The sequence below is a fragment of the Rhizobium sp. Leaf371 genome, from assembly GCF_001424045.1.
GTDB lineage: Bacteria > Pseudomonadota > Alphaproteobacteria > Rhizobiales > Rhizobiaceae > Ferranicluibacter.
The window spans coordinates 286,512-304,810 of the sequence record NZ_LMQB01000024.1 but is presented as its reverse complement, the minus strand read 5'-3'; the positions used below and the strand labels follow the sequence as shown (position 1 = coordinate 304,810).

At 63.9% G+C, this 18,299-nt stretch carries 16 protein-coding genes and 1 tRNA gene; 8 read left to right on the top strand and 9 right to left on the bottom strand.

What is annotated here, in order from left to right; translation table 11 throughout:
- Positions 1-3: 3 nt before the first annotated feature.
- On the bottom strand, positions 4-975 hold the full coding sequence (locus ASG39_RS15565) for a lysylphosphatidylglycerol synthase domain-containing protein (RefSeq protein WP_062595868.1): 972 nt from the start codon (positions 973-975) through the stop codon (positions 4-6).
- Between the two features lie 149 nt (positions 976-1,124).
- On the opposite strand from ASG39_RS15565, the gene ASG39_RS15560 reads away from it, so the two are divergent.
- Positions 1,125-2,033, top strand: coding sequence for an endonuclease/exonuclease/phosphatase family protein (locus tag ASG39_RS15560; protein ID WP_082477280.1), 909 nt, complete (start codon positions 1,125-1,127; stop codon positions 2,031-2,033).
- Positions 2,034-2,056: 23 nt separating this feature from the next.
- The gene (locus ASG39_RS15555; protein WP_062595867.1) at positions 2,057-2,242 is read left to right on the top strand and encodes a hypothetical protein; all 186 of its coding nucleotides are present in this window, start codon (positions 2,057-2,059) and stop codon (positions 2,240-2,242) included.
- A gap of 75 nt (positions 2,243-2,317) precedes the next feature.
- Here ASG39_RS15555 and ASG39_RS15550 read toward each other — a convergent pair whose 3' ends face one another.
- A complete protein-coding gene (locus ASG39_RS15550; RefSeq protein ID WP_062595866.1) occupies positions 2,318-2,545 on the bottom strand; it encodes a ribbon-helix-helix domain-containing protein in 228 nt (75 codons plus the stop codon).
- Positions 2,546-2,695: 150 nt separating this feature from the next.
- Entirely contained in the window at positions 2,696-3,133 is a 438-nt protein-coding gene (locus ASG39_RS15545) for a plastocyanin/azurin family copper-binding protein (RefSeq protein ID WP_062595865.1), read from the bottom strand.
- A 310-nt stretch (positions 3,134-3,443) separates the two neighbouring features.
- Here ASG39_RS15545 and ASG39_RS15540 point away from each other — a divergent pair, with 310 nt between their 5' ends.
- Positions 3,444-4,274, top strand: a complete 831-nt coding sequence (locus ASG39_RS15540; protein WP_162242442.1) for a DUF1206 domain-containing protein — start codon at positions 3,444-3,446, stop codon at positions 4,272-4,274.
- 63 nt (positions 4,275-4,337) lie between these two features.
- On the opposite strand, the gene ASG39_RS15535 is transcribed toward ASG39_RS15540, so the two are convergent.
- Both ASG39_RS15535 and cpdR1 read right to left on the bottom strand, forming a co-directional pair.
- Positions 4,338-4,412, bottom strand: a tRNA-Val gene (locus tag ASG39_RS15535).
- Between the two features lie 106 nt (positions 4,413-4,518).
- Positions 4,519-4,881, bottom strand: a complete 363-nt coding sequence (gene cpdR1 / locus ASG39_RS15530; protein WP_018327941.1) for a response regulator CpdR1 — start codon at positions 4,879-4,881, stop codon at positions 4,519-4,521.
- A gap of 217 nt (positions 4,882-5,098) precedes the next feature.
- Between cpdR1 and ASG39_RS15525 the strand changes: the two genes are divergently transcribed.
- Together ASG39_RS15525 and hisN are read left to right on the top strand one after the other, a co-directional pair.
- Positions 5,099-5,983: an N-formylglutamate amidohydrolase gene (locus tag ASG39_RS15525; protein WP_062595863.1), complete on the top strand. Its 885-nt coding sequence runs from the start codon at positions 5,099-5,101 to the stop codon at positions 5,981-5,983.
- A 413-nt stretch (positions 5,984-6,396) separates the two neighbouring features.
- Positions 6,397-7,170: a histidinol-phosphatase gene (gene hisN / locus ASG39_RS15520; protein WP_062595862.1), complete on the top strand. Its 774-nt coding sequence runs from the start codon at positions 6,397-6,399 to the stop codon at positions 7,168-7,170.
- A 14-nt stretch (positions 7,171-7,184) separates the two neighbouring features.
- On the opposite strand, the gene ASG39_RS15515 is transcribed toward hisN, so the two are convergent.
- Positions 7,185-8,297: an alpha/beta hydrolase gene (locus tag ASG39_RS15515; protein WP_082477305.1), complete on the bottom strand. Its 1,113-nt coding sequence runs from the start codon at positions 8,295-8,297 to the stop codon at positions 7,185-7,187.
- A gap of 369 nt (positions 8,298-8,666) precedes the next feature.
- Positions 8,667-8,888, bottom strand: coding sequence for a hypothetical protein (locus ASG39_RS15510; protein WP_062595861.1), 222 nt, complete (start codon positions 8,886-8,888; stop codon positions 8,667-8,669).
- Positions 8,889-8,914: 26 nt separating this feature from the next.
- Here ASG39_RS15510 and ASG39_RS15505 point away from each other — a divergent pair, with 26 nt between their 5' ends.
- Positions 8,915-9,391: an Hsp20 family protein gene (locus ASG39_RS15505; protein WP_062595860.1), complete on the top strand. Its 477-nt coding sequence runs from the start codon at positions 8,915-8,917 to the stop codon at positions 9,389-9,391.
- 77 nt (positions 9,392-9,468) lie between these two features.
- Here the strand turns inward: ASG39_RS15505 and ASG39_RS15500 are convergent, their stop codons facing one another.
- Positions 9,469-10,524 (bottom strand): low specificity L-threonine aldolase, encoded by a 1,056-nt coding sequence (locus ASG39_RS15500; protein WP_062595859.1) that lies wholly within the window; start codon positions 10,522-10,524, stop codon positions 9,469-9,471.
- 587 nt (positions 10,525-11,111) lie between these two features.
- Between ASG39_RS15500 and gltB the strand changes: the two genes are divergently transcribed.
- Both gltB and ASG39_RS15490 read left to right on the top strand, forming a co-directional pair.
- Complete coding sequence (gltB, locus tag ASG39_RS15495) at positions 11,112-15,863, top strand: glutamate synthase large subunit (RefSeq protein WP_062595858.1); 4,752 nt, start codon at positions 11,112-11,114, stop codon at positions 15,861-15,863.
- Positions 15,864-16,189: 326 nt separating this feature from the next.
- Positions 16,190-17,644, top strand: a complete 1,455-nt coding sequence (locus ASG39_RS15490; RefSeq protein ID WP_062595857.1) for a glutamate synthase subunit beta — start codon at positions 16,190-16,192, stop codon at positions 17,642-17,644.
- A gap of 142 nt (positions 17,645-17,786) precedes the next feature.
- Here ASG39_RS15490 and ASG39_RS15485 read toward each other — a convergent pair whose 3' ends face one another.
- Positions 17,787-18,176 carry a helix-turn-helix domain-containing protein gene (locus ASG39_RS15485; protein ID WP_062595856.1) on the bottom strand — a complete coding sequence of 130 codons (390 nt, stop codon included), beginning with the start codon at positions 18,174-18,176 and terminating at the stop codon, positions 17,787-17,789.
- Between the last annotated feature and the right edge of the window lie 123 nt (positions 18,177-18,299).

The window sequence follows — 18,299 nt, the reverse complement described above, 5'->3', positions numbered from 1 at the left end:
TCGTCAGGCAGGCGAACCTGCGTGACGGCCGTCCAGTTCGTCGCTCTCGTCCGCCGTGGCACGGGCGGACTTTTTCTTCGTCACGAGTTCGCTGATCAGCAGGGTCGGCAGTCCGATGGCGAGAGGGATGAAGTAGTAGATCACCCGGAAGGCGATGACGGCCGCGACGGATTCCGCGCCCGGCAGGATATGCGCGACCGTCGCTTCGAGAACGCCGATGCCGCCGGGGACATGGCTGATGATGGCGGCGACGTTTGCGATGATCGAGACGGAGGCGACCTTGAGGTAACCGGCATCGGCGAAGGCCGAGAGCATCTGGTGAAGGCTGGCGGCCACGAAGGCGAAGTTGAGCGTGCCCACCACGACCTGCGCGGCAGCGATCGGCAGCTTCGGCAGGTCGAAGCTCCAGCTCCTGATCGTCAGCGGCTTGCGGACAAAGGCCGACAGCACGAGATAGACGACAGGTGCGATCAGCGAAGCGATGCCGATGGCGAAGACGGCGCTGCGGCTCAGCCCGGTCATGTCGGCCGCATCCTGCGGGCGCAGCAACAGGCTGGCGCCGCCGAGCGTCATGAGGCCGAGCGCAACCGTCACACCGCAGAAGAGCACGATCTTTGCAACATCCTCGGCGGTCAGGCCCCAGCGGGCATAGTAACGATATCGGACCGCACCGCTGCTGAGCGCGGCAACGCCGACATTATGGCCGATCGACAGGCTGACGAAGGAGGCCAAGGCCGTCTTGTAAAAGGGCAGGCGCTTGCCCGTGTAGCGCACGCCGAGCGCATCGAAGCAGGAGAGACAGGCATAGGACGCTGCGGCAAACGCAAGACCGAGCAGAAGATGCGAGATCGGAATGGCCCGCAATGCCGTCAGGATCTCATCCAGCGTATACTGACGCAGCGTCTGGAACAGCAGATAGAAGGCGAAGAGAACGGCCGCGACGGCGACCACGCGGAAGATAAGGCGAAGGCTCATTCGATGGTCGCTCTCTCAAGAACTGTTGGCTGATGCTTGAACGGCAGGGATCGTGACGCTCCTGCACTTTCAACATCAGGACGCCGTCGCGACGACCGCGACGGCACTGTCGCACGGAACGAATTGGCCCCCCATCGGGTTCCCTCGCCATGTCCGAACATCCCGTCCCGTCTTCCACCCACCCTTTCATTCCTAACCCTTCCCCCGGCCCTTATTCGCCGGAACGCGGTGAGGATTCTCTCAGTCTGCCGCCGAGCGTGCTGTCGATCCTGACCTATAATGTTCACAGCTGCATCGGCACGGACCGGCGGATGGATCCGGAACGCATCGCCGAGGTCATCGCGGCGGCGCGGCCGGACGTGATTGCGCTGCAGGAGCTCGATGTCGGCCGCGCCCGCACCGGCGGTATCGATCAGGCGGCGCGGATTGCCGACCTTTTGAAGGTGACGTCGCATTTCCACCCGGCGCTGCATGTGCGCGAAGAGCAGTATGGCGACGCCATCCTGACGGCATTGCCGTCGCGGCTGGTCAAGGCCGGTGCGATCCCGTCCGTGGGCGAGACGCGCGGTGCGCTCTGGGTGGAAGTGGAGGTGGACGGACGCCCCGTGCAGATCTTCAACACGCATTTCGGTCTGAGACGCGGCGAACGCCGCCGCCAGGCCGAGGCCCTTCTGGGCGACGCGTGGATCGGCAACGACGCCTGCCGCGATCAGCCGGTCATCCTCACCGGAGATTTCAACGCTATCCCATCCTCCGTGGCCTACGGGCTTCTGAGGCGTCGGCTTCCGCCTGTCCGGGTGCATGACGATCAAGGGACATCGCCAGGGCAAAACACGCGGATCGGGCCGACCTTTCCCTCGCGCTTCCCGCTTCTGCGGCTCGACCATATCTTCGTCTCACAGGGTATCGAGACCCTGTCAGTGGCGGCCGTGCGCACGCCGCTCTCCCGGATCGCCTCCGACCACCTGCCGCTGCAGGCAAGCCTTCGGATCGGCGGCTCCCGAAACTTCGAAACCAGCAGTCGGAACCATCGCCAAGCCGGGCCGTTTATCCCGTGAACGCAATTGGAAAGGATGAGATCATGCCAAATCGTGACCCGCTTCCGACGCCCGAACCCGATACGCCGCGCGGACCGACCTCGACCCCCGGACTTCCGGATCGCGGCCAGGACAGCTCCCCGGTGCCGCCCGTGATCACACCGGGCGACACGAAGAACCCGAACGATCCCGCCTTGTTTCCCATCGGGGATCCCGCCGGGATCGCGTGAGGCTTCAACGGTCTTAATAAGGGTCGCTCCAGAGATGGAGCGGCCCTTTTTTTTGTGTTGCGTGCCAGACCTTTTTCAGAGGCTGCCATCGCCTTTGAAATAGCCGGGATACTGTACGAATTCCGGATCCGGCTTGCCGGGAGCGTGCGACGCTGGAGTTTCGTCCTCATCCGTCTCCGCGAGAAACCCATGGGTGCGCATCCACTCGCGAACGATGCGCCGGATGGCCTCGTCTCGGGAAATGTTCTGCTGTCGCGCGTGGGCCGAAAGAGCGGCTTCGAGATCGTCGGGAAAATTTGTCATGGCGCACGCCTCGCTGGTCGGGTCGATGGCAGACAACGTCCGCCCGGTGCAAAACGTTCCGGCGGCGGATAGGTCGACCCCTTGAGGCGTGCGCACCGTCGAGGCAGCCTGTCCGGTGATCGTCGCCACCGGACAGGCTCGCGTCGGGCGTTACGGCGTGACCGTCAGCCTGGCCTGCATGCCGGCTTCGTAGTGGCCCTTGATGTTGCAGAACACCAGGTAGGTGCCGGCTTTCAGGCTCGTCTTCAGCTGGCCATCAGAACCCGGTTTCAGGTCTTCCACCTCGCCGAGGCTCTTCAGCTTGGCCTCATCAACGCGGTGCTTGGCCGTGTTCAGCGGAATTTTCTGGTCGGGCGACGTCAGCCGCACGACGATCATTTCGTGCTCCTCCACGGCGGCCGCATTGTGGACGCTGAACACGGCAGTCCCTGCCTTGACGGTCGCAGGCTCCAGGCTCAGCCCCATCTCGCCGCCGCCTTCGCCGCTTTCCACGACCTTGATCGTGTTGGCGGCAAAGGCTGTCGTGCTGAGAAGGGCAAATCCGGCGGCTGTAATGAAGGAAAGCGCCGAGCGGGAATAAGAGGTCATGGAAGTATCCTTTATGACAAACCTCGCGCCGTGCGGGAACGAACATCCGCAGGAGGGCCGCGAGAGGCGATCCTGGCCGACAGAGCCTGTCGATCACCCGTCGGGGGGAGGCGAGGCTCCGGGTGCCTTCCCGACTTTGCATCATCCCGACTTTGCACCGTCCCCGACTTTCCACGGTCCCCGACTTTCCAATGTCATTGAAAATTTGCCCGGCCGGTCAATCTTCCCTGCGAAGAACAGACTGATCGCACGGCCGGGGGTTTTGCATCCTGCTGAACCGACAAGCGTGCGGCTCGTGATCGAGGCGACGATGACCAACAAGTTCGAATTTCTCGCCCGGTGGGGATATGCAGCCCGCGGCGTCGTTTACATCACGCTCGGTCTGATCGCCCTTATCGGTTCGTCTTCGGGAGAGGAGGCGAGCACGCACGGCGCGCTTTCCAATCTGCTCGGGCAGCCTTTCGGGCGCTTTCTCTTGGCAACCGTCGCCATCGGGCTGGTCGGGCATGTTCTCTGGCGCCTGGCGCAGGCACTTCTCAATGCCGACAGTCAGGAAAACAGCCCGAAAGGCTATCTGGCGCGCGCTGGCAATCTCGCAAGCGGCGTCATCAACGCCACGTTGGCGCTGGCGGCCGCGCGGCTGGTCCTCGCGTCAGGAGACGCATCGGGTGGCGGAGGCAGCCCTGCGACCTGGCTGATGCAGCAGCCGTTCGGCCGGTTTCTCGTCGGCGCTCTCGGGCTCATCATCCTTGCGGCCGGCGCCGTTCAGGCCTGGCGCGGCATTTCGGGAAAATATCGCGAGCGTCTCTCGCTGCCGTCTGGCAAGAGCGATCTCCTTGGCGGCATCTCCGTCTTCGGCCTTGCCGCGCGCGGGCTCGTGCTGTCCATCACCGGCGGGTTTTTCGTGTTCGCAGCGATCATGGTCGATTCGGAACAGGCCGGCAGCGTGCCCGAGGCATTGGACTGGGTCCGCAACCTGCCATCGGGCACCGCGCTCTATGCTCTGGCGGCCGCCGGTCTGGTGGCGTTCGGTCTCTACAGCTTCATCGAGGCCCGGTATCGCCGCATCGATGCCCCGGAACAAGGCGACGTCAAGCGCGGCGTCGCCAAAGCCGCCTCCGCCGTCAACCGGCTGTCCTGAAGCGCCTCGCGACCAAACCCAAAAACGCAAAAAGCCCTGTCGAAACAGGGCTTTTGAAAAGGATGGTGGGCGTGACAGGGATTGAACCTGTGACCCCTACGATGTCAACGTAGTGCTCTCCCGCTGAGCTACACGCCCATCCGTGCCGCGCATAGACCACAAACCTTTTTGAGCGTCAACAGGCATCGTGATGCTTTTTTGACAAAAGGGAAGGGCCGGTGCGGGGCCTGACGCCGGCGCCTTGTCAGGCGGCCAGCATCTTGTTCACTTCGTCGACCAGGTCGCGAAGGTGGAAGGGCTTGGAGAGGACCTTGGCGTCCTTCGGGGCCTTGCTGTCGGGGTTCAGCGCCACGGCGGCGAAGCCGGTGATGAACATGACCTTGAGATCGGGATCGAGTTCGGTCGCGCGACGCGCAAGTTCGATCCCGTCCATTTCCGGCATGACGATGTCGGTGAGGAGGAGCGAAAAGGGCTCTTCCCGCAGACGGTCATAGGCACTGGCGCCGTTGTCGAAGGAAAGGACCTTGTAACCGGCTTTTTCCAGCGCCTTCACCAGGAAACGGCGCATGTCGTTGTCGTCTTCTGCGAGGAGAATTTTGGGACTCATGGATTTCCAGCCGTTGCTGTCTAGGTCTTATTCTATGACGGGAAGGTGCGGTCGCCTCATGAAACCGCAATGGGGTAAATATCCCGTGAAGACCGGACGTCAAGACCGATCGACGCGCGTGCCCGCAACCGTCGTGAGGGGCGACTATGGACACAGATGCGGCCAACTGGCAACATGAACGAAGCGGCAAGATGATGACATGGTAAAAAGGATCGCGATGGAGGAGACGGTTCGGGAGCACGATCTGTTTTGCGTTCGCGAGCCGGACCATCAGAAAATCCCCTTTGTTTTCAACTCCCCGCACAGCGGCAGGCTCTATAGCGACGCGTTTCTCGCGCAGTCGCGGCTCGATGCGCGCGCCATCCGCCGCTCCGAGGATCATTATGTGGACGAGCTTTTCGGCCGTGCGGTCGGGCTTGGCGCACCGATGCTGGTGGCGCATTTCCCGCGGGCCTTTCTCGACGTCAATCGCGAACCCTATGAGCTCGATCCGCGCATGTTCGACGGCGCGCTGCCGCCGCATGCCAATATCAGTTCCATGCGGGTTGCCGGCGGGCTGGGCACCATCCCGCGCCTAGTGGCCGAGAATATGGAGATCTACCGCACCCGCATGCCGGTCGAGCATGCGCTGGAACGGGTCGAAACGATCTACAAGCCCTATCATGCGACGCTCCGGCGACTGATCGCGCGCACGCATGTGCTGTTCGGGCGGGCGATCCTGATCGATTGCCATTCCATGCCCGGCAACGTTCGGGTGGCCGGCAGCGGCGTGCGGCCGGATATCATCATCGGCGATCGCTACGGCACCAGTGCCTCGGCCGATCTTTCCCGGATGGCGGTGACGCTGCTCGAAGATCTCGGCTTTACGGTGACGCGCAACAAGCCCTATGCCGGCGGCTTCATCACCGAACATTATGGCCGCCCGACCCGGGGCCTGCATGCCCTGCAGATTGAGATCAATCGTGCGCTCTACGTGGACGAGACGACGCTGGTGAAGAAGCCGGAATTCGATTGGCTGGCGCACCTGCTCGGCACGTTCTTCGCGGAGTTCGCAGCCCACGTCGAGGGCTCGACCGAAAGCCTGCCGCTCGCCGCGGAATAGACGTTTCCTGAGCGACGCCCGACCTGCCGATCCCTTGATCCGCGATGGCAAGCGGCCAAAAAAAACCGCGCTCTTGGCGCGGTTAAGTCTAGGGAGGAAACACCCAAGGAGGGTATTTACAGCCACGAATGACTGTCAGAAGAGTTTGATATTGCGACGCACCATTGTCAAGGCCACATCCGAGCCCATGACGAATCGATGACATGCTAACAGTCGGCATTTGTTTGATAATTTTTGAAATTGCCCAATAATCGTGCGAAAAATCGGGTGAAGCATCGCCGTCTGCATATGGCGTGTGCGGCGCATGGCGAAACTGCTGAAAACTTGTTCTGCATTTTCTTTTGAAAATAAATTCGTCTAAGCATGCGCAACGTCATGTCGGCCCCCGTGCGGGTCGCTTCCAGGAGAGTGCAATGCTGCCGGACCGTTTGTTCTTCAATCGCCTGGCTGATGCAGCCAAGGCCGAGACCCTGCCGCGGTTTCGCACGGGTGTCGGCGTTGCCAACAAACTCGAGACCGGTTTCGATCCGGTGACGGAGGGCGACCAAGCGGCGGAGCGGGCCATCCGTGCGCTGATCGAGGAGACGTTTCCCGATCACGGTATCCTCGGCGAGGAATATGGCACGGTGGGTGCCGACCGCGATTACGTCTGGGTCATCGATCCGATCGACGGCACGCGCGCCTTCATTTCCGGCCTGCCGGTCTGGGGCACGCTGATCGGCCTCTACCACAAGGGCCGCGCCGTGATGGGTCTGATGGACCAGCCGTTCACCGGCGAGCGCTTCTTTGCGGCCGATGGCGTCACGCATTATCGGGGGCCCGAGGGTGCGCGGACGCTTTCCACGCGCGACTGCGGGGCGCTGTCCGAGGCGACGATGTTCACGACGTCGCCCTATCTCTACCACGGCGACATCAAGACGAAATTCGAAGCGGTGCAGGATAAAGTGCGGCTCGCCCGCTACGGCTGCGATTGCTACGCCTTCGCGCTGCTGGCGGCCGGGCATATCGACCTCGTCATCGAAGCCGGTCTGAAGCCCTATGACGTCGGGGGCCTCATTCCGCTGATCGAGCAGGCGGGCGGCATCGTGACCGACTGGAACGGGGGCCGGGCGGAAATGGGCGGCGAGGTGATCGCGGCGGGCAGTGCGGCGCTTCATGCCGAGGCTCTGGCCATCCTGCGGGGCTGACGCGCTTTCGGCGTTCAGAGCACCAGCATATCGTCGCCGCTCAGGCTTTCCGTGACGTCCGGGCCGGTGCTGCCGGGGATGAAGGCATCGATGGCGGCCATGGCCTGTGCGCGGTAGCGGTCGTCCTCCTGGAAAACCTCATGCCGGGCGCCGTCGATGGGGATGAGGGTGGCGGCGCGAAAGTTGCGGGCCAGGGACTCGATGGCCGCATAGGGCACCAGCCGGTCGCGGGTCGGGGCGAGCAGCAGCGTCGGCACGGTGATGCGCGTCAGGTGCTCGCGGCGCGTGACGCGGCGGATGGCGCGAAAGGTTTCGTGCAGCCAGCGTGCGCTGGGGGCTCCCAGCGCCAGTTCCGGATGGGCCTGCGCGATCGCGGCGTTGCGGGCGTAGCGCACGGGGTCCGTGGAAACGAGATTCTGCGGGAAGAGCATGGGCTGCTCCTTCGACAAGGCCAGAGCGCCGAGGCCGAAGAGGCTGACCACGGCCGAGAGCAGGCCGATCTTGCCATGGCTCATGCGCTGGTTGCCGAGCGCCACGAAGGGCGCATTCAGCACCATGCGGTCGATGCGCGTTGCCAGCCGCGGTGCCTGGGCCAGCGCCACGAGGGCTCCCATGGAATGGGCGATCAGGAAAAACGGCAGGCGCGTATCCGGCAGCACGATCTTTTCGAGAAAGATCGACAGATCCTGCTCATAGTCGGAGAAGCGGCGCACATGGCCGCGGCGCAATTGCTTCAGCAGACGCTCCGATCCGGCCTGCCCACGCCAGTCGAAGGTCGCAACCCAGAGGCCGCGGGCCAGGAGGTCGCCGATCATCTCGAAATATTTCTCGATCGATTCGTTGCGCCCGTGAAGGAGGACGACCGTGCCCTTGGCGGCGGTGTCGCCGCTGCGGAACACGGCATAGCGCAGGCGCCGCCCGCCGGTGCCGGTGAAGAAGCCGACGGTATGGCGTCGCGGATCTGCGGCGGCGGGCGGTATCGGATTGTCTGGCGTCGGAAACAGCCGCGGCGTCAACTGCGTCGTATCGTCGGCACGCGGACCGTCGGCCGGTCGCGTTGCGGTCGCGGCGACGGCACCGGTCGGCGTGGCGGGGTCAGGTCGTTGCGTCGCGGAGGTTTTCTGCATCAGGGGTCCGATCGGCGGTCTCGGCATGCGGCGGCAACGTCATCCTAGACTGTCGTCCTTTCACGCAGGTGAACGATGGACGATGCGGCGAGCGGTCGCGTCCGGGACGTCAGAAATATTCCAGGGACGACCGCCGGTCAAAGAGCGAGGCCATCTGGGCGGTCTGGTCTTGCCCGATGTTCCAAAAGAAAAAGGGGCCGGAGCGGCGGGGAGCCGCGTCCGGCCCGGAAGGGCGAAACAGAAGCGCAACGGGGACTGCAACCTTTCAGGGACGATCCGGCTGCGTGTCTTGCTCCTGTTCCGATGTATGCGGTTCTAGCCGAGCGCAGGTGAACCGAAACGGAACCGGCCGTTCATCCCCCGTTTATGTCACGCGAGACTGTCGCCCTTGGTCATCCCAATGCATAAAATCAAGGGTTTGCCAGCAGGCGAGGCGATGCGAAAAAATGTGCCGATGCCGATGATTTTGTCGTTCAGACACCTCTTGACGGCCGAAAAGGCCGTTCCCATCTCAGGGTTACGGGCGCCGAAGAGGGCCCGGCCACCGGTCTTGCCATCGCCGCTTACGGGATGACGGGCCAGATATCGCAACTCGTTGCTCGTTTAGTGAGGACACCATGCGTCACGTTGATTTTTCTCCCCTCTACCGCTCCACCGTCGGCTTCGACCGGCTGTTCACCATGCTCGACAGTCTCGGCCAGCCCGACCAGTCGCAGAGCTATCCGCCCTACAATATCGAGCGGACCGGCGAAAACACCTACCGGATCACCATGGCGGTTGCGGGTTTCGATGAAAGCGAGCTTTCGATCGAAGCCAAGGAACATACGCTGACGGTCAAGGGCGAAAAGAGCGAGGAAGAAACGGCCGAAAACCAGTTCCTGTATCGCGGCATTGCCAAGCGCGCCTTCGAGCGCCGCTTCCAGCTGGCCGAATATGTGGAAATCCGCTCCGCTTCCCTGAAGAACGGCCTGCTGCACATCGATCTCCTGCGCGAGATCCCGGAAGCTGCCAAGCCGCGCCGCATCGAGATCTCGGCCGCCCAGAGCGGACCGAAGCAGATCGAAGCCAATCAGGTCGAAGCCAGCGTCAACTGATCGACGGCCCATCACTCTGAGTGGAAGAGACGGCGTCCCGCGAGGGGCGCCGTTTTTCATTGCCGGGTCTCGATGTCTCAGGCGCTGCGGCAGCCTTCGAGGAAGGCGTCGACATCGCCCGGCTCCGTGGCGAAACTGGTGACCAGGCGATAGAGCCCCTCGTCGGCGGCGAGCGTGCCCGCCAGCGCGTGCGGCACGGGCCAGGGATAGAACAGCGCGCCCTTCTCCTTCAGCGCCTCGGCATTCGACGTTTTCAGAATCACGAACAGCTCGTTGGCATTCGACGGCCAGGCGAGGCGGGCGCTGTTGCTGTCGGCGATGCCGTCGGCCATGCGCTTGGCCATGGCGTTTGCGTGCCGCGCGAGGTCGAGCCAGAGATCCTTGTCGAGATAGGCCTCGAGCTGGGCGGAAACGAAGCGGGTCTTGGAAAAGAGCTGGGCCGAGCGCTTGCGCAGATACGGCATATCGCCGGTCTTCGAGGGGTCGAACAGGATCAGCGCCTCCGCACACCAGCAACCGTTCTTGGTGCCGCCGAAGGAGAGAATGTCGACGCCACGTTTCCACGTCATTTCGGCCGGCGTCGCATCGAGCGCGACCAGCGCATTGGCAAAGCGCGCGCCGTCCATGTGCAGCGGCAGGCTGTAGCGCTGCGCGATCTCGGAAATCGCGGAAATCTCATCCAGCGTGTAGACCGTGCCGGCTTCGGTCGCCTGCGTCAGCGTCACGGCCATCGGCTGTCCGGCATGGACGAAGCCCGGGGGAAACCGCTTGATCTCCGCTTCGAGCCGCTCCGGGTCCATCTTGCCGAAGGCGCCATCGACCGGCGCCATGCGTGCGCCGAGCGAGAAGAACTCCGGTGCACCGCATTCGTCCGAATTCACATGCGCCTCGCGGTGGCAGAACACGTGCCCGCCGGGCCGCGTGACGCTGGCAAAGGCGAGCGAATTTGCCGCCGTGCCTGTTCCGACGAAGAAAACGGCGACCTCCCGCTCGAACACCTCGGCCAGCATCGCCTCGACCCTTCGGTCGAGCGGGCTCGTGCCATAGGCGGGGGCAAAGCCCGGAGCCGCCTTGACCAGGCTTTCCGCGATGAGGGGATGGGCGCCGGCCCAGTTGTCGGAGGAGAAGATCATGCAAGCTTCCGATGGTCGAGAGAAAAGGGCGGGTCCAAAGGCGCATGCGCCGAACCCTCGCGAGACCATAATCCGCCGGAGCCGGCAATCAATCCCGGCCGTCCCGATCAGGACAATGGCAGACCAGTTTGAAACCAAAGGAAAGTCTGCACGCCGGTCGCGCAACATTCTTTCGTCAATCTCGCGATGTCCGACATTTTTGGATCGATGACGCCGATTATTTGAAGGCGATCTCTTGCAGTGACCGGAGCTTTCTGGCATAGAGCCTGTGAAATAGGACAGGCTTGCTGTCCTATTTCGGTCTGGAGACCGAATGGCCCGAAGCGCACATCCAAGCGGCGCGGGGCCGGTGCAGGGAAACACTCTTCGCGCGGCGAGCCATCCGGCTTTTCTCCGCGCGTCCGGCGCGACGCCGGTGCTCCCTGTCAAATGGTCGCGGATCTTCTGACCCGACACCGCCAAGCTTCGTTTGCGAGCGGCACAGGATCATGCAACGATAGACCGGGCGTCACCGCGTGTTTGAAGCCGCGCGTGCGCCCCGACGACGGCAGGCCCGAGAGACGAGGGCCGCAACAGGAGGGAAGACGATGACGCACATCACGCCATCACATGACGCCGCATCCCATCGCGTAGAGGCTGACGCCACCGCGACGACGACGGCCGTTTTCCCGAAAGCGTTCCCTGCGAATACCTACAAGGGTGGCCTGCCGGCCAAGCAGGGTCTCTACGATCCGCGCAACGAGCACGATGCCTGCGGCGTCGGCTTCGTCGCGCATATGAAGGGCGTCAAGTCGCACCAGATCGTGCGCGACGGCCTGTTCATCCTCGAAAACCTGACGCATCGCGGTGCCGTCGGTGCCGATCCGCTGATGGGCGATGGCGCCGGCATTCTGGTGCAGATTCCGGACCGTTTCTTCCGTGAGGAAATGGCCGCGCAGGGCGTGACGTTGCCACGCGCCGGCGATTATGCCGTCGGCTACCTGTTCATGCCGCAGGACGAGGCGCAGATCGCGCATTTCAAGCAGGTCATCGCCGATGTCGTTGCCGAAGAGGGGCAGTCGCTGCTCGGCTTCCGCGACGTCCCGGTCGATAATGCCTCGCTGTCGAAGGCGCCGCATATCGCGGCCACCGAGCCGCGTCACGTGCAGGTGTTCATCGGCGCCGGCCGCGATGCCGCGACCAATGCCGAGTTCGAGCGGCGTCTGTTCACGCTGCGCAAGGTCATCTCCAACCGGATCTACGATGCCTATAAGGGTGCGGAAACCGGTTTCTATCCCGTGTCGCTGTCGTCGAAGACGATCATCTACAAGGGCATGTTCCTCGCCTATCAGGTCGCGGCCTATTTCAAGGATCTGGAAGACCCGCGGTTCGAGAGCGCGGTCGCGCTCGTGCACCAGCGCTTCTCCACCAACACCTTCCCGTCCTGGAAGCTCGCGCATCCCTATCGCATGGTCGCCCATAACGGCGAGATCAACACGCTGCGCTCCAACGTCAACTGGATGGCGGCGCGCCAGGCGTCGGTATCCTCGCCGCTCTTCGGCGACGACATCTCCAAGCTCTGGCCGATCTCCTATGAGGGGCAGTCGGACACCGCCTGCTTCGACAACGCGCTCGAATTCCTCGTGCAGGGCGGCTATTCGCTGTCGCATGCGGTGATGATGCTGATCCCCGAAGCCTGGGCCGGCAACCAGCTGATGGGGGCCGAGCGCAAGGCCTTCTACGAGTACCATGCCGCCCTGATGGAGCCGTGGGACGGTCCGGCTGCCGTCTGTTTCACCGATGGCCGCCAGATCGGCGCGACGCTCGACCGCAACGGCCTGCGTCCGGCCCGCTACCTCGTCACCGACGACGACCGCGTCATCCTGGCATCCGAAGCCGGCACGCTGCCGGTGCCGGAGGAAAGCATCGTCAAGAAGTGGCGCCTTCAGCCGGGCAAGATGCTGCTGATCGACATGGAAGAGGGCCGCATCATTTCCGACGAGGAAGTGAAGTCCTCGCTCGCCGCTCAGCATCCCTATCGCAAGTGGCTCGACAACACACAGTTGATCCTCGAAGAACTGAAGCCGGTGGAGCCGCGCGCGCTGCGCCGCGACGTGTCGCTGCTCGATCGCCAGCAGGCCTTCGGCTACACGCTCGAAGACACCAAGATCCTGATGTCGCCGATGGCGACGACCGGTCAGGAAGCGATTGGCTCGATGGGGACGGATACGCCGATCTCGGCCATGTCGTCGAAGTCGAAGCTGCTCTACACCTATTTCAAGCAGAACTTCGCGCAGGTCACCAACCCGCCGATCGATCCGATCCGCGAAGAGCTGGTGATGAGCCTCGTCTCCTTCATCGGGCCACGGCCGAACATTCTCGACCATGTCGGGGCATCGCATGCCAAGCGGCTGGAAGTGCGCCAGCCGATCCTGACCAATGGCGATCTCGAAAAGATCCGCTCGATCGGCCACACGGAAGACCGTTTCGACACCAAGACGCTCGACTTCACCTATGACGTCGCGCGCGGCGCCGAAGGCATGCCGGAAATTCTCGACCGGCTCTGCGAACGGGCGGAAGCGGCGGTGAAGGGCGGCTACAACATCATCGTGCTGTCCGATCGCCAGGTCGGTCCGGATCGCATCGCCATTCCGGCGCTGCTTGCAACCGCGGCCGTCCACCATCACCTGATCCGCAAGGGGCTTCGCACTTCGGTCGGCCTCGTGGTGGAATCGGGCGAGCCGCGCGAGATCCATCACTTCGCGCTGCTCGCCGGCTACGGCGCCGAGGCGATCAACCCCTATCTCGCCTTCGACACGCTGACCGACATGCACAAGCGCGGCGAGTTCCCCAAGGAAGTCGACGGCAGCGAGATCGTCTATCGCTACATCAAGGCCGTGGGGAAGGGCATCCTCAAGGTCATGTCGAAGATGGGCATCTCGACCTACCAGTCCTATTGCGGCGGGCAGATCTTCGATGCCGTCGGTCTTTCGAGCGCCCTGATCGAGCGCTATTTCTTCGGAACGGCCACGCAGATCGAAGGCATCGGCCTCAAGGAGATCGCCGAGGAGACCTACAACCGTCACCAGGCGGCGTTCGGTCCCGATCCGGTCCTGACCAACACGCTGGATGTCGGCGGCGAATATGCCTACCGCATGCGCGGCGAAGGCCATGCCTGGTCGCCGGACTCGATCGCCTCGCTCCAGCATGCCGTGCGCGGCAATGCGCAGGATCATTACCGCGCGTTCGCCGACATGGTGAACGGCGACGCTCTGCGCATGAACACCATTCGCGGGCTCTTCACCATCAAGGGTGCAGACGGTCTCGGCCGTACGTCGATCTCGATCGACGCGGTCGAGCCGGCTGCCGAAATCGTCAAGCGCTTCTCGACCGGCGCGATGTCGTTCGGCTCCATCTCGCGCGAGGCGCACACGACGCTTGCGATCGCCATGAACCGGATCGGCGGCAAGTCGAACACCGGCGAGGGGGGCGAGGAGAGCGATCGCTACTTCCCGCTTCACGACGGCTCGGCCAACCCGGAACGGTCCGCGATCAAGCAGGTGGCGTCCGGCCGCTTCGGCGTGACGACGGAATATCTCGTCAATGCCGACATGCTGCAGATCAAGGTGGCGCAGGGTGCAAAGCCCGGCGAAGGCGGTCAGCTGCCTGGCCACAAGGTGGACGCGACCGTCGCCAAGACCCGGCATTCGACGCCGGGCGTCGGCCTCATCTCGCCGCCGCCGCACCATGACATCTATTCGATCGAAGATCTGGCCCAGCTGATCTACGACCTGAAGAACGTCAATCCGGAAGCCAACGTCTCCGTCAAGCTCGTCTCGGAAGTCGGCGTCGGCACGGTTGCCGCCGGGGTCGCCAAGGCGCGCGCCGACCATATCACCGTCTCCGGTTACGACGGCGGCACCGGCGCCTCGCCGCTGACATCGCTGAAGCATGCCGGCAGCCCGTGGGAAATCGGCCTCGCCGAGACGCACCAGACGCTGGTTCTGAACGGCCTGCGCTCGCGCATCGCGCTGCAGGTGGATGGCGGCCTGAAGACCGGCCGCGACGTCATCATCGGCGCGCTGCTCGGGGCCGACGAGTTCGGCTTCTCCACCGCGCCGCTGATCGCCGCCGGCTGCATCATGATGCGCAAGTGCCATCTGAACACCTGTCCGGTGGGCGTGGCGACGCAGGACCCGGTCCTGCGCAAGCGCTTCAAGGGTGCGCCCGAGCATGTGGTCAACTACTTCTTCTTCGTCGCTGAAGAGGTCCGGGAAATCCTCGCCTCGCTCGGCGTGTCGAGGTTCGACGACATCATCGGCGCCTCGGAACTGCTGGAGAAGGACACGCTGATCTCGCACTGGAAGGCGAACGGGCTCGATTTCTCCAACATCTTCTACAAGGTGGATGCGCCGAAGGAAGCGACCTACTGGACGGAGAAGCAGAACCATCCGATCCACGACATTCTCGACCGGAAGCTGATCGCGGAAGCGATGCCGGCGCTGGAGTCCAAGACCCCGGTGAAGATCGAGGCGACGATCAAGAACGTCGACCGCTCGGCCGGCGCCATGCTGTCGGGCGAAGTGGCCAAGCGCTGGCGCCACAAGGGGCTGAAGGACGATACGATCTTCGTGACCCTGCGCGGCACGGCGGGTCAGTCGTTCGGCGCATTCCTCGCACGCGGCATCACCTTCGACCTGATTGGCGACGGCAACGACTATGTCGGCAAGGGCCTGTCCGGCGGTCGCATCGTCGTGCGTCCCTCCGAGGCATCGAAGATCAAGGCGGCGGAATCGATCATCGTCGGCAATACGGTGCTCTACGGCGCGATCTCCGGCGAGTGCTACTTCAACGGCGTGGCCGGCGAACGCTTCGCCGTGCGCAACTCGGGCGCCATCGCGGTGGTCGAGGGCGTGGGCGACCATGGCTGCGAATACATGACGGGCGGCGTGGTGGTCGTGCTCGGCGAGACCGGCCGCAACTTCGCGGCCGGCATGTCGGGCGGCGTCGCCTATGTGCTGGACGAGAGCGCCGACTTCCCGCAACGCTGCAACATGGCCATGGTCGAGCTGCAGCCGGTTCCGGAAGAAGACGACATGCTGGAAAAGCTGCATCATCACGGTGGCGACCTCATGCACAAGGGCATGGTGGACGTCTCCGGCGACATGACCCGCCATGACGAGGAGCGGCTGGTGCAGCTGATCTCCAACCATCTCCATTATACGGGCTCGCCCCGCGCCAAGGAGATCCTCGACAACTGGGCGGACTTCCGGCCGAAATTCCGCAAGGTCATGCCGGTCGAGTACCGTCGTGCGCTCGAGGATATGGAGCGGATGAAAATGGCGGAGGCTGCCGAGTAATCGGCGGCCCCACCGCCGGCGAAGGAACAGGCTCCGTCGTCTCCGGGCCGGCGTCTCTCCCGCACGTGTGGCAGCGGCCGAAGCCGGCCTGCTTGGTCCAACTCTAGCGGTTGGCGGACAGCCAGTTGGCGCAGAAGCGCGGGGACAAGAGCTTGCCGGCACGGGACCAGCGACCGTCTCGGCACCGGGACATTCGATGGAGCGTTCGCCGGGTCCGGCGACAACGGGATGAAAAGCTGCCGGTCGCCCGGCGGTCAGAAACAGAAACGGGTGGGCGCGGCGCGGGTGGCATCAGCGCTTCCACGGCGACGATTGAGGGTTACGTCATGGGCAAGGTTACAGGTTTCATGGAGATCGACCGGCAGCTGGCAAAGTATCAGCCGGCCTCCGATCGCATCCGTCATTTCCGGGAATTCACGATCCCGATGTCGGAGCCTGAAGTCCAGAAGCAGGCGGCACGCTGCATGGATTGCGGCATTCCCTTCTGCCACGGCCCGACCGGCTGCCCGGTGCACAACCAGATCCCCGACTGGAACGATCTCGTCTACAGCGGCAACTGGGAAGAGGCGATCCGCAACCTGCACTCGACCAACAACTTCCCCGAATTCACCGGCCGCATCTGCCCCGCGCCCTGCGAGGAAGCCTGTACGCTGAACCTCGAGGACGCGCCGGTCACCATCAAGACCATCGAGCAGGCGATCGCCGACAAGGCCTACGAGATGGGCTATATCGTGCCGAAGCCTGCGGTGACGAAGACCGGCAAGTCGATCGGCATCATCGGTTCGGGTCCGGCCGGCATGGCCGCCGCCCAGCAGCTGGCGCGCGCCGGCCATGCGGTGCATGTCTACGAGCGCGAGACCAAGGCCGGCGGCCTGCTGCGCTACGGCATTCCGGACTTCAAGATGGAGAAGAACTTCATCGATCGCCGCGTCGAGCAGATGACCGGCGAGGGCGTCACCTTCCATTACGGCGTCAATATCGGTGTGGACCGCACGGTGGAGAGCCTGCGCGAGGAGCACGACGCCGTGCTGTATTGCGGCGGCTCCGAGACGCCGCGCGATGCCGGCATTCCCGGCGGCGATTTTGCCGGCGTTCACGATGCCATGCCGTATCTCGTGCAGCAGAACCGCCGCGTCGGCCGCGAGAACATCGACAGCGTCGGCTGGCCTTCGGACCCGATCCTTGCCGGTGGCAAGCACATCGTCGTCGTTGGCGGCGGTGACACGGCGTCCGACTGCGTCGGCACTGCGTTTCGTCAGGGTGCCGTCAAGGTGACGCAGCTCGACATCCGTCCGCAGCCGCCGGAGAAGGAAGACAAGCTTGCCGTCTGGCCGTTCTGGGCCACGAAGATGCGCACCTCCTCGTCGCAGGCCGAAGGCGCCGTGCGCGAATTCCAGGTCGCGACGCTCGAATTCGTCGGCGAAGACGGTGTGCTGACCGGCGTGAAGTGCTGTCAGGTCGACGATCGCCGCAAGCCGGTTCCCGGCACGGAGTTCGTCATCAAGGCCGACCTCGCCTTCATCGCCATCGGCTTCAGCGGCCCCTTGAAGACGGGCGTTCTGGAGGAGCTCGGCGACGCGCTCGCCATCAACACCGACCGTCGCGGCTCCAGCAACGTGATTGCCGACGACAAGGACTATCGGACCTCCGTCGACAAGATCTGGGCTGCCGGCGACGTGCGCCGTGGCCAGTCGCTCGTCGTCTGGGCCATTCGTGAAGGGCGCCAGGCAGCCCGTGCGATCGACGAGGCCCTGATGGGCTCCAGCGTTCTGCCGCGCTGATCCCGCGCGGCCTCCTGTGATGCGCGATGTCCGGTCCGCCGGGCATCGCGCGTGAGGGAAACGGTGCCGCCCTCACGCGGCAAGGCCGCAAGGCCTGCAGCGCATTCAGCCCCGAGGTTCGGTCACGGCGCGCGTTGGCCGATCACGCCTGCCGCTCGTCGTAGGCCAGGCGTGCCCGGTCGATTTGCTCCTGATGCTCGAAGGCCCAATTGCCGAGCGCCTGCACGGGCTCGCGCAGCGACTGGCCGAGATCGGTCAGCGCATATTCCACCTTCGGCGGAATGGTCGGGTAGATCGTCCGCGTCACCAGCCCGTCCCGTTCCAGATTGCGAAGCGTCAGCGTCAGCATACGTTGCGAGATGCTGCCCAGCGCCCGCTTGAGCGCGTTGAAGCGCCTGGGTCCCGGCGTCAGCAGCATCACCACCAGCACCGACCATTTGTCGCCGATCCGGGAGAGGAGGGCGCTCGCCATGCGGCAGTCATGGGTCTCGTGCAGCGTCTCCAGCGTCATGTCCTTATTTGCAGGTGTCATAGATGTGCCTCCTTGCGCACGTTCCGACACATCATTCATAGTACCTCGGTATGGAAAAGTAACTGGAATTCCCAGCGTCTCGCAGGACAAAGCGCGGCGTCGCGTTTCCATGCGCCGTCACCA

Excerpts from the sequence above, each read along its gene's own strand:
- ASG39_RS15565 (WP_062595868.1), bottom strand. The coding sequence starts at position 975 with ATGAGCCTTCGCCTTATCTTCCGCGTGGTCGCCGTCGCGGCCGTTCTC.
- ASG39_RS15560 (WP_082477280.1), top strand. The coding sequence starts at position 1,125 with ATGTCCGAACATCCCGTCCCGTCTTCCACCCACCCTTTCATTCCTAAC.
- ASG39_RS15555 (WP_062595867.1), top strand. The coding sequence starts at position 2,057 with ATGCCAAATCGTGACCCGCTTCCGACGCCCGAACCCGATACGCCGCGC.
- ASG39_RS15550 (WP_062595866.1), bottom strand. The coding sequence starts at position 2,545 with ATGACAAATTTTCCCGACGATCTCGAAGCCGCTCTTTCGGCCCACGCG.
- ASG39_RS15545 (WP_062595865.1), bottom strand. The coding sequence starts at position 3,133 with ATGACCTCTTATTCCCGCTCGGCGCTTTCCTTCATTACAGCCGCCGGA.
- ASG39_RS15540 (WP_162242442.1), top strand. The coding sequence starts at position 3,444 with ATGACCAACAAGTTCGAATTTCTCGCCCGGTGGGGATATGCAGCCCGC.
- cpdR1 (WP_018327941.1), bottom strand. The coding sequence starts at position 4,881 with ATGAGTCCCAAAATTCTCCTCGCAGAAGACGACAACGACATGCGCCGT.
- ASG39_RS15525 (WP_062595863.1), top strand. The coding sequence starts at position 5,099 with ATGGAGGAGACGGTTCGGGAGCACGATCTGTTTTGCGTTCGCGAGCCG.
- hisN (WP_062595862.1), top strand. The coding sequence starts at position 6,397 with ATGCTGCCGGACCGTTTGTTCTTCAATCGCCTGGCTGATGCAGCCAAG.
- ASG39_RS15515 (WP_082477305.1), bottom strand. The coding sequence starts at position 8,297 with ATGCAGAAAACCTCCGCGACGCAACGACCTGACCCCGCCACGCCGACC.
- ASG39_RS15505 (WP_062595860.1), top strand. The coding sequence starts at position 8,915 with ATGCGTCACGTTGATTTTTCTCCCCTCTACCGCTCCACCGTCGGCTTC.
- ASG39_RS15500 (WP_062595859.1), bottom strand. The coding sequence starts at position 10,524 with ATGATCTTCTCCTCCGACAACTGGGCCGGCGCCCATCCCCTCATCGCG.
- gltB (WP_062595858.1), top strand. The coding sequence starts at position 11,112 with ATGACGCACATCACGCCATCACATGACGCCGCATCCCATCGCGTAGAG.
- ASG39_RS15490 (WP_062595857.1), top strand. The coding sequence starts at position 16,190 with ATGGGCAAGGTTACAGGTTTCATGGAGATCGACCGGCAGCTGGCAAAG.
- ASG39_RS15485 (WP_062595856.1), bottom strand. The coding sequence starts at position 18,176 with ATGACACCTGCAAATAAGGACATGACGCTGGAGACGCTGCACGAGACC.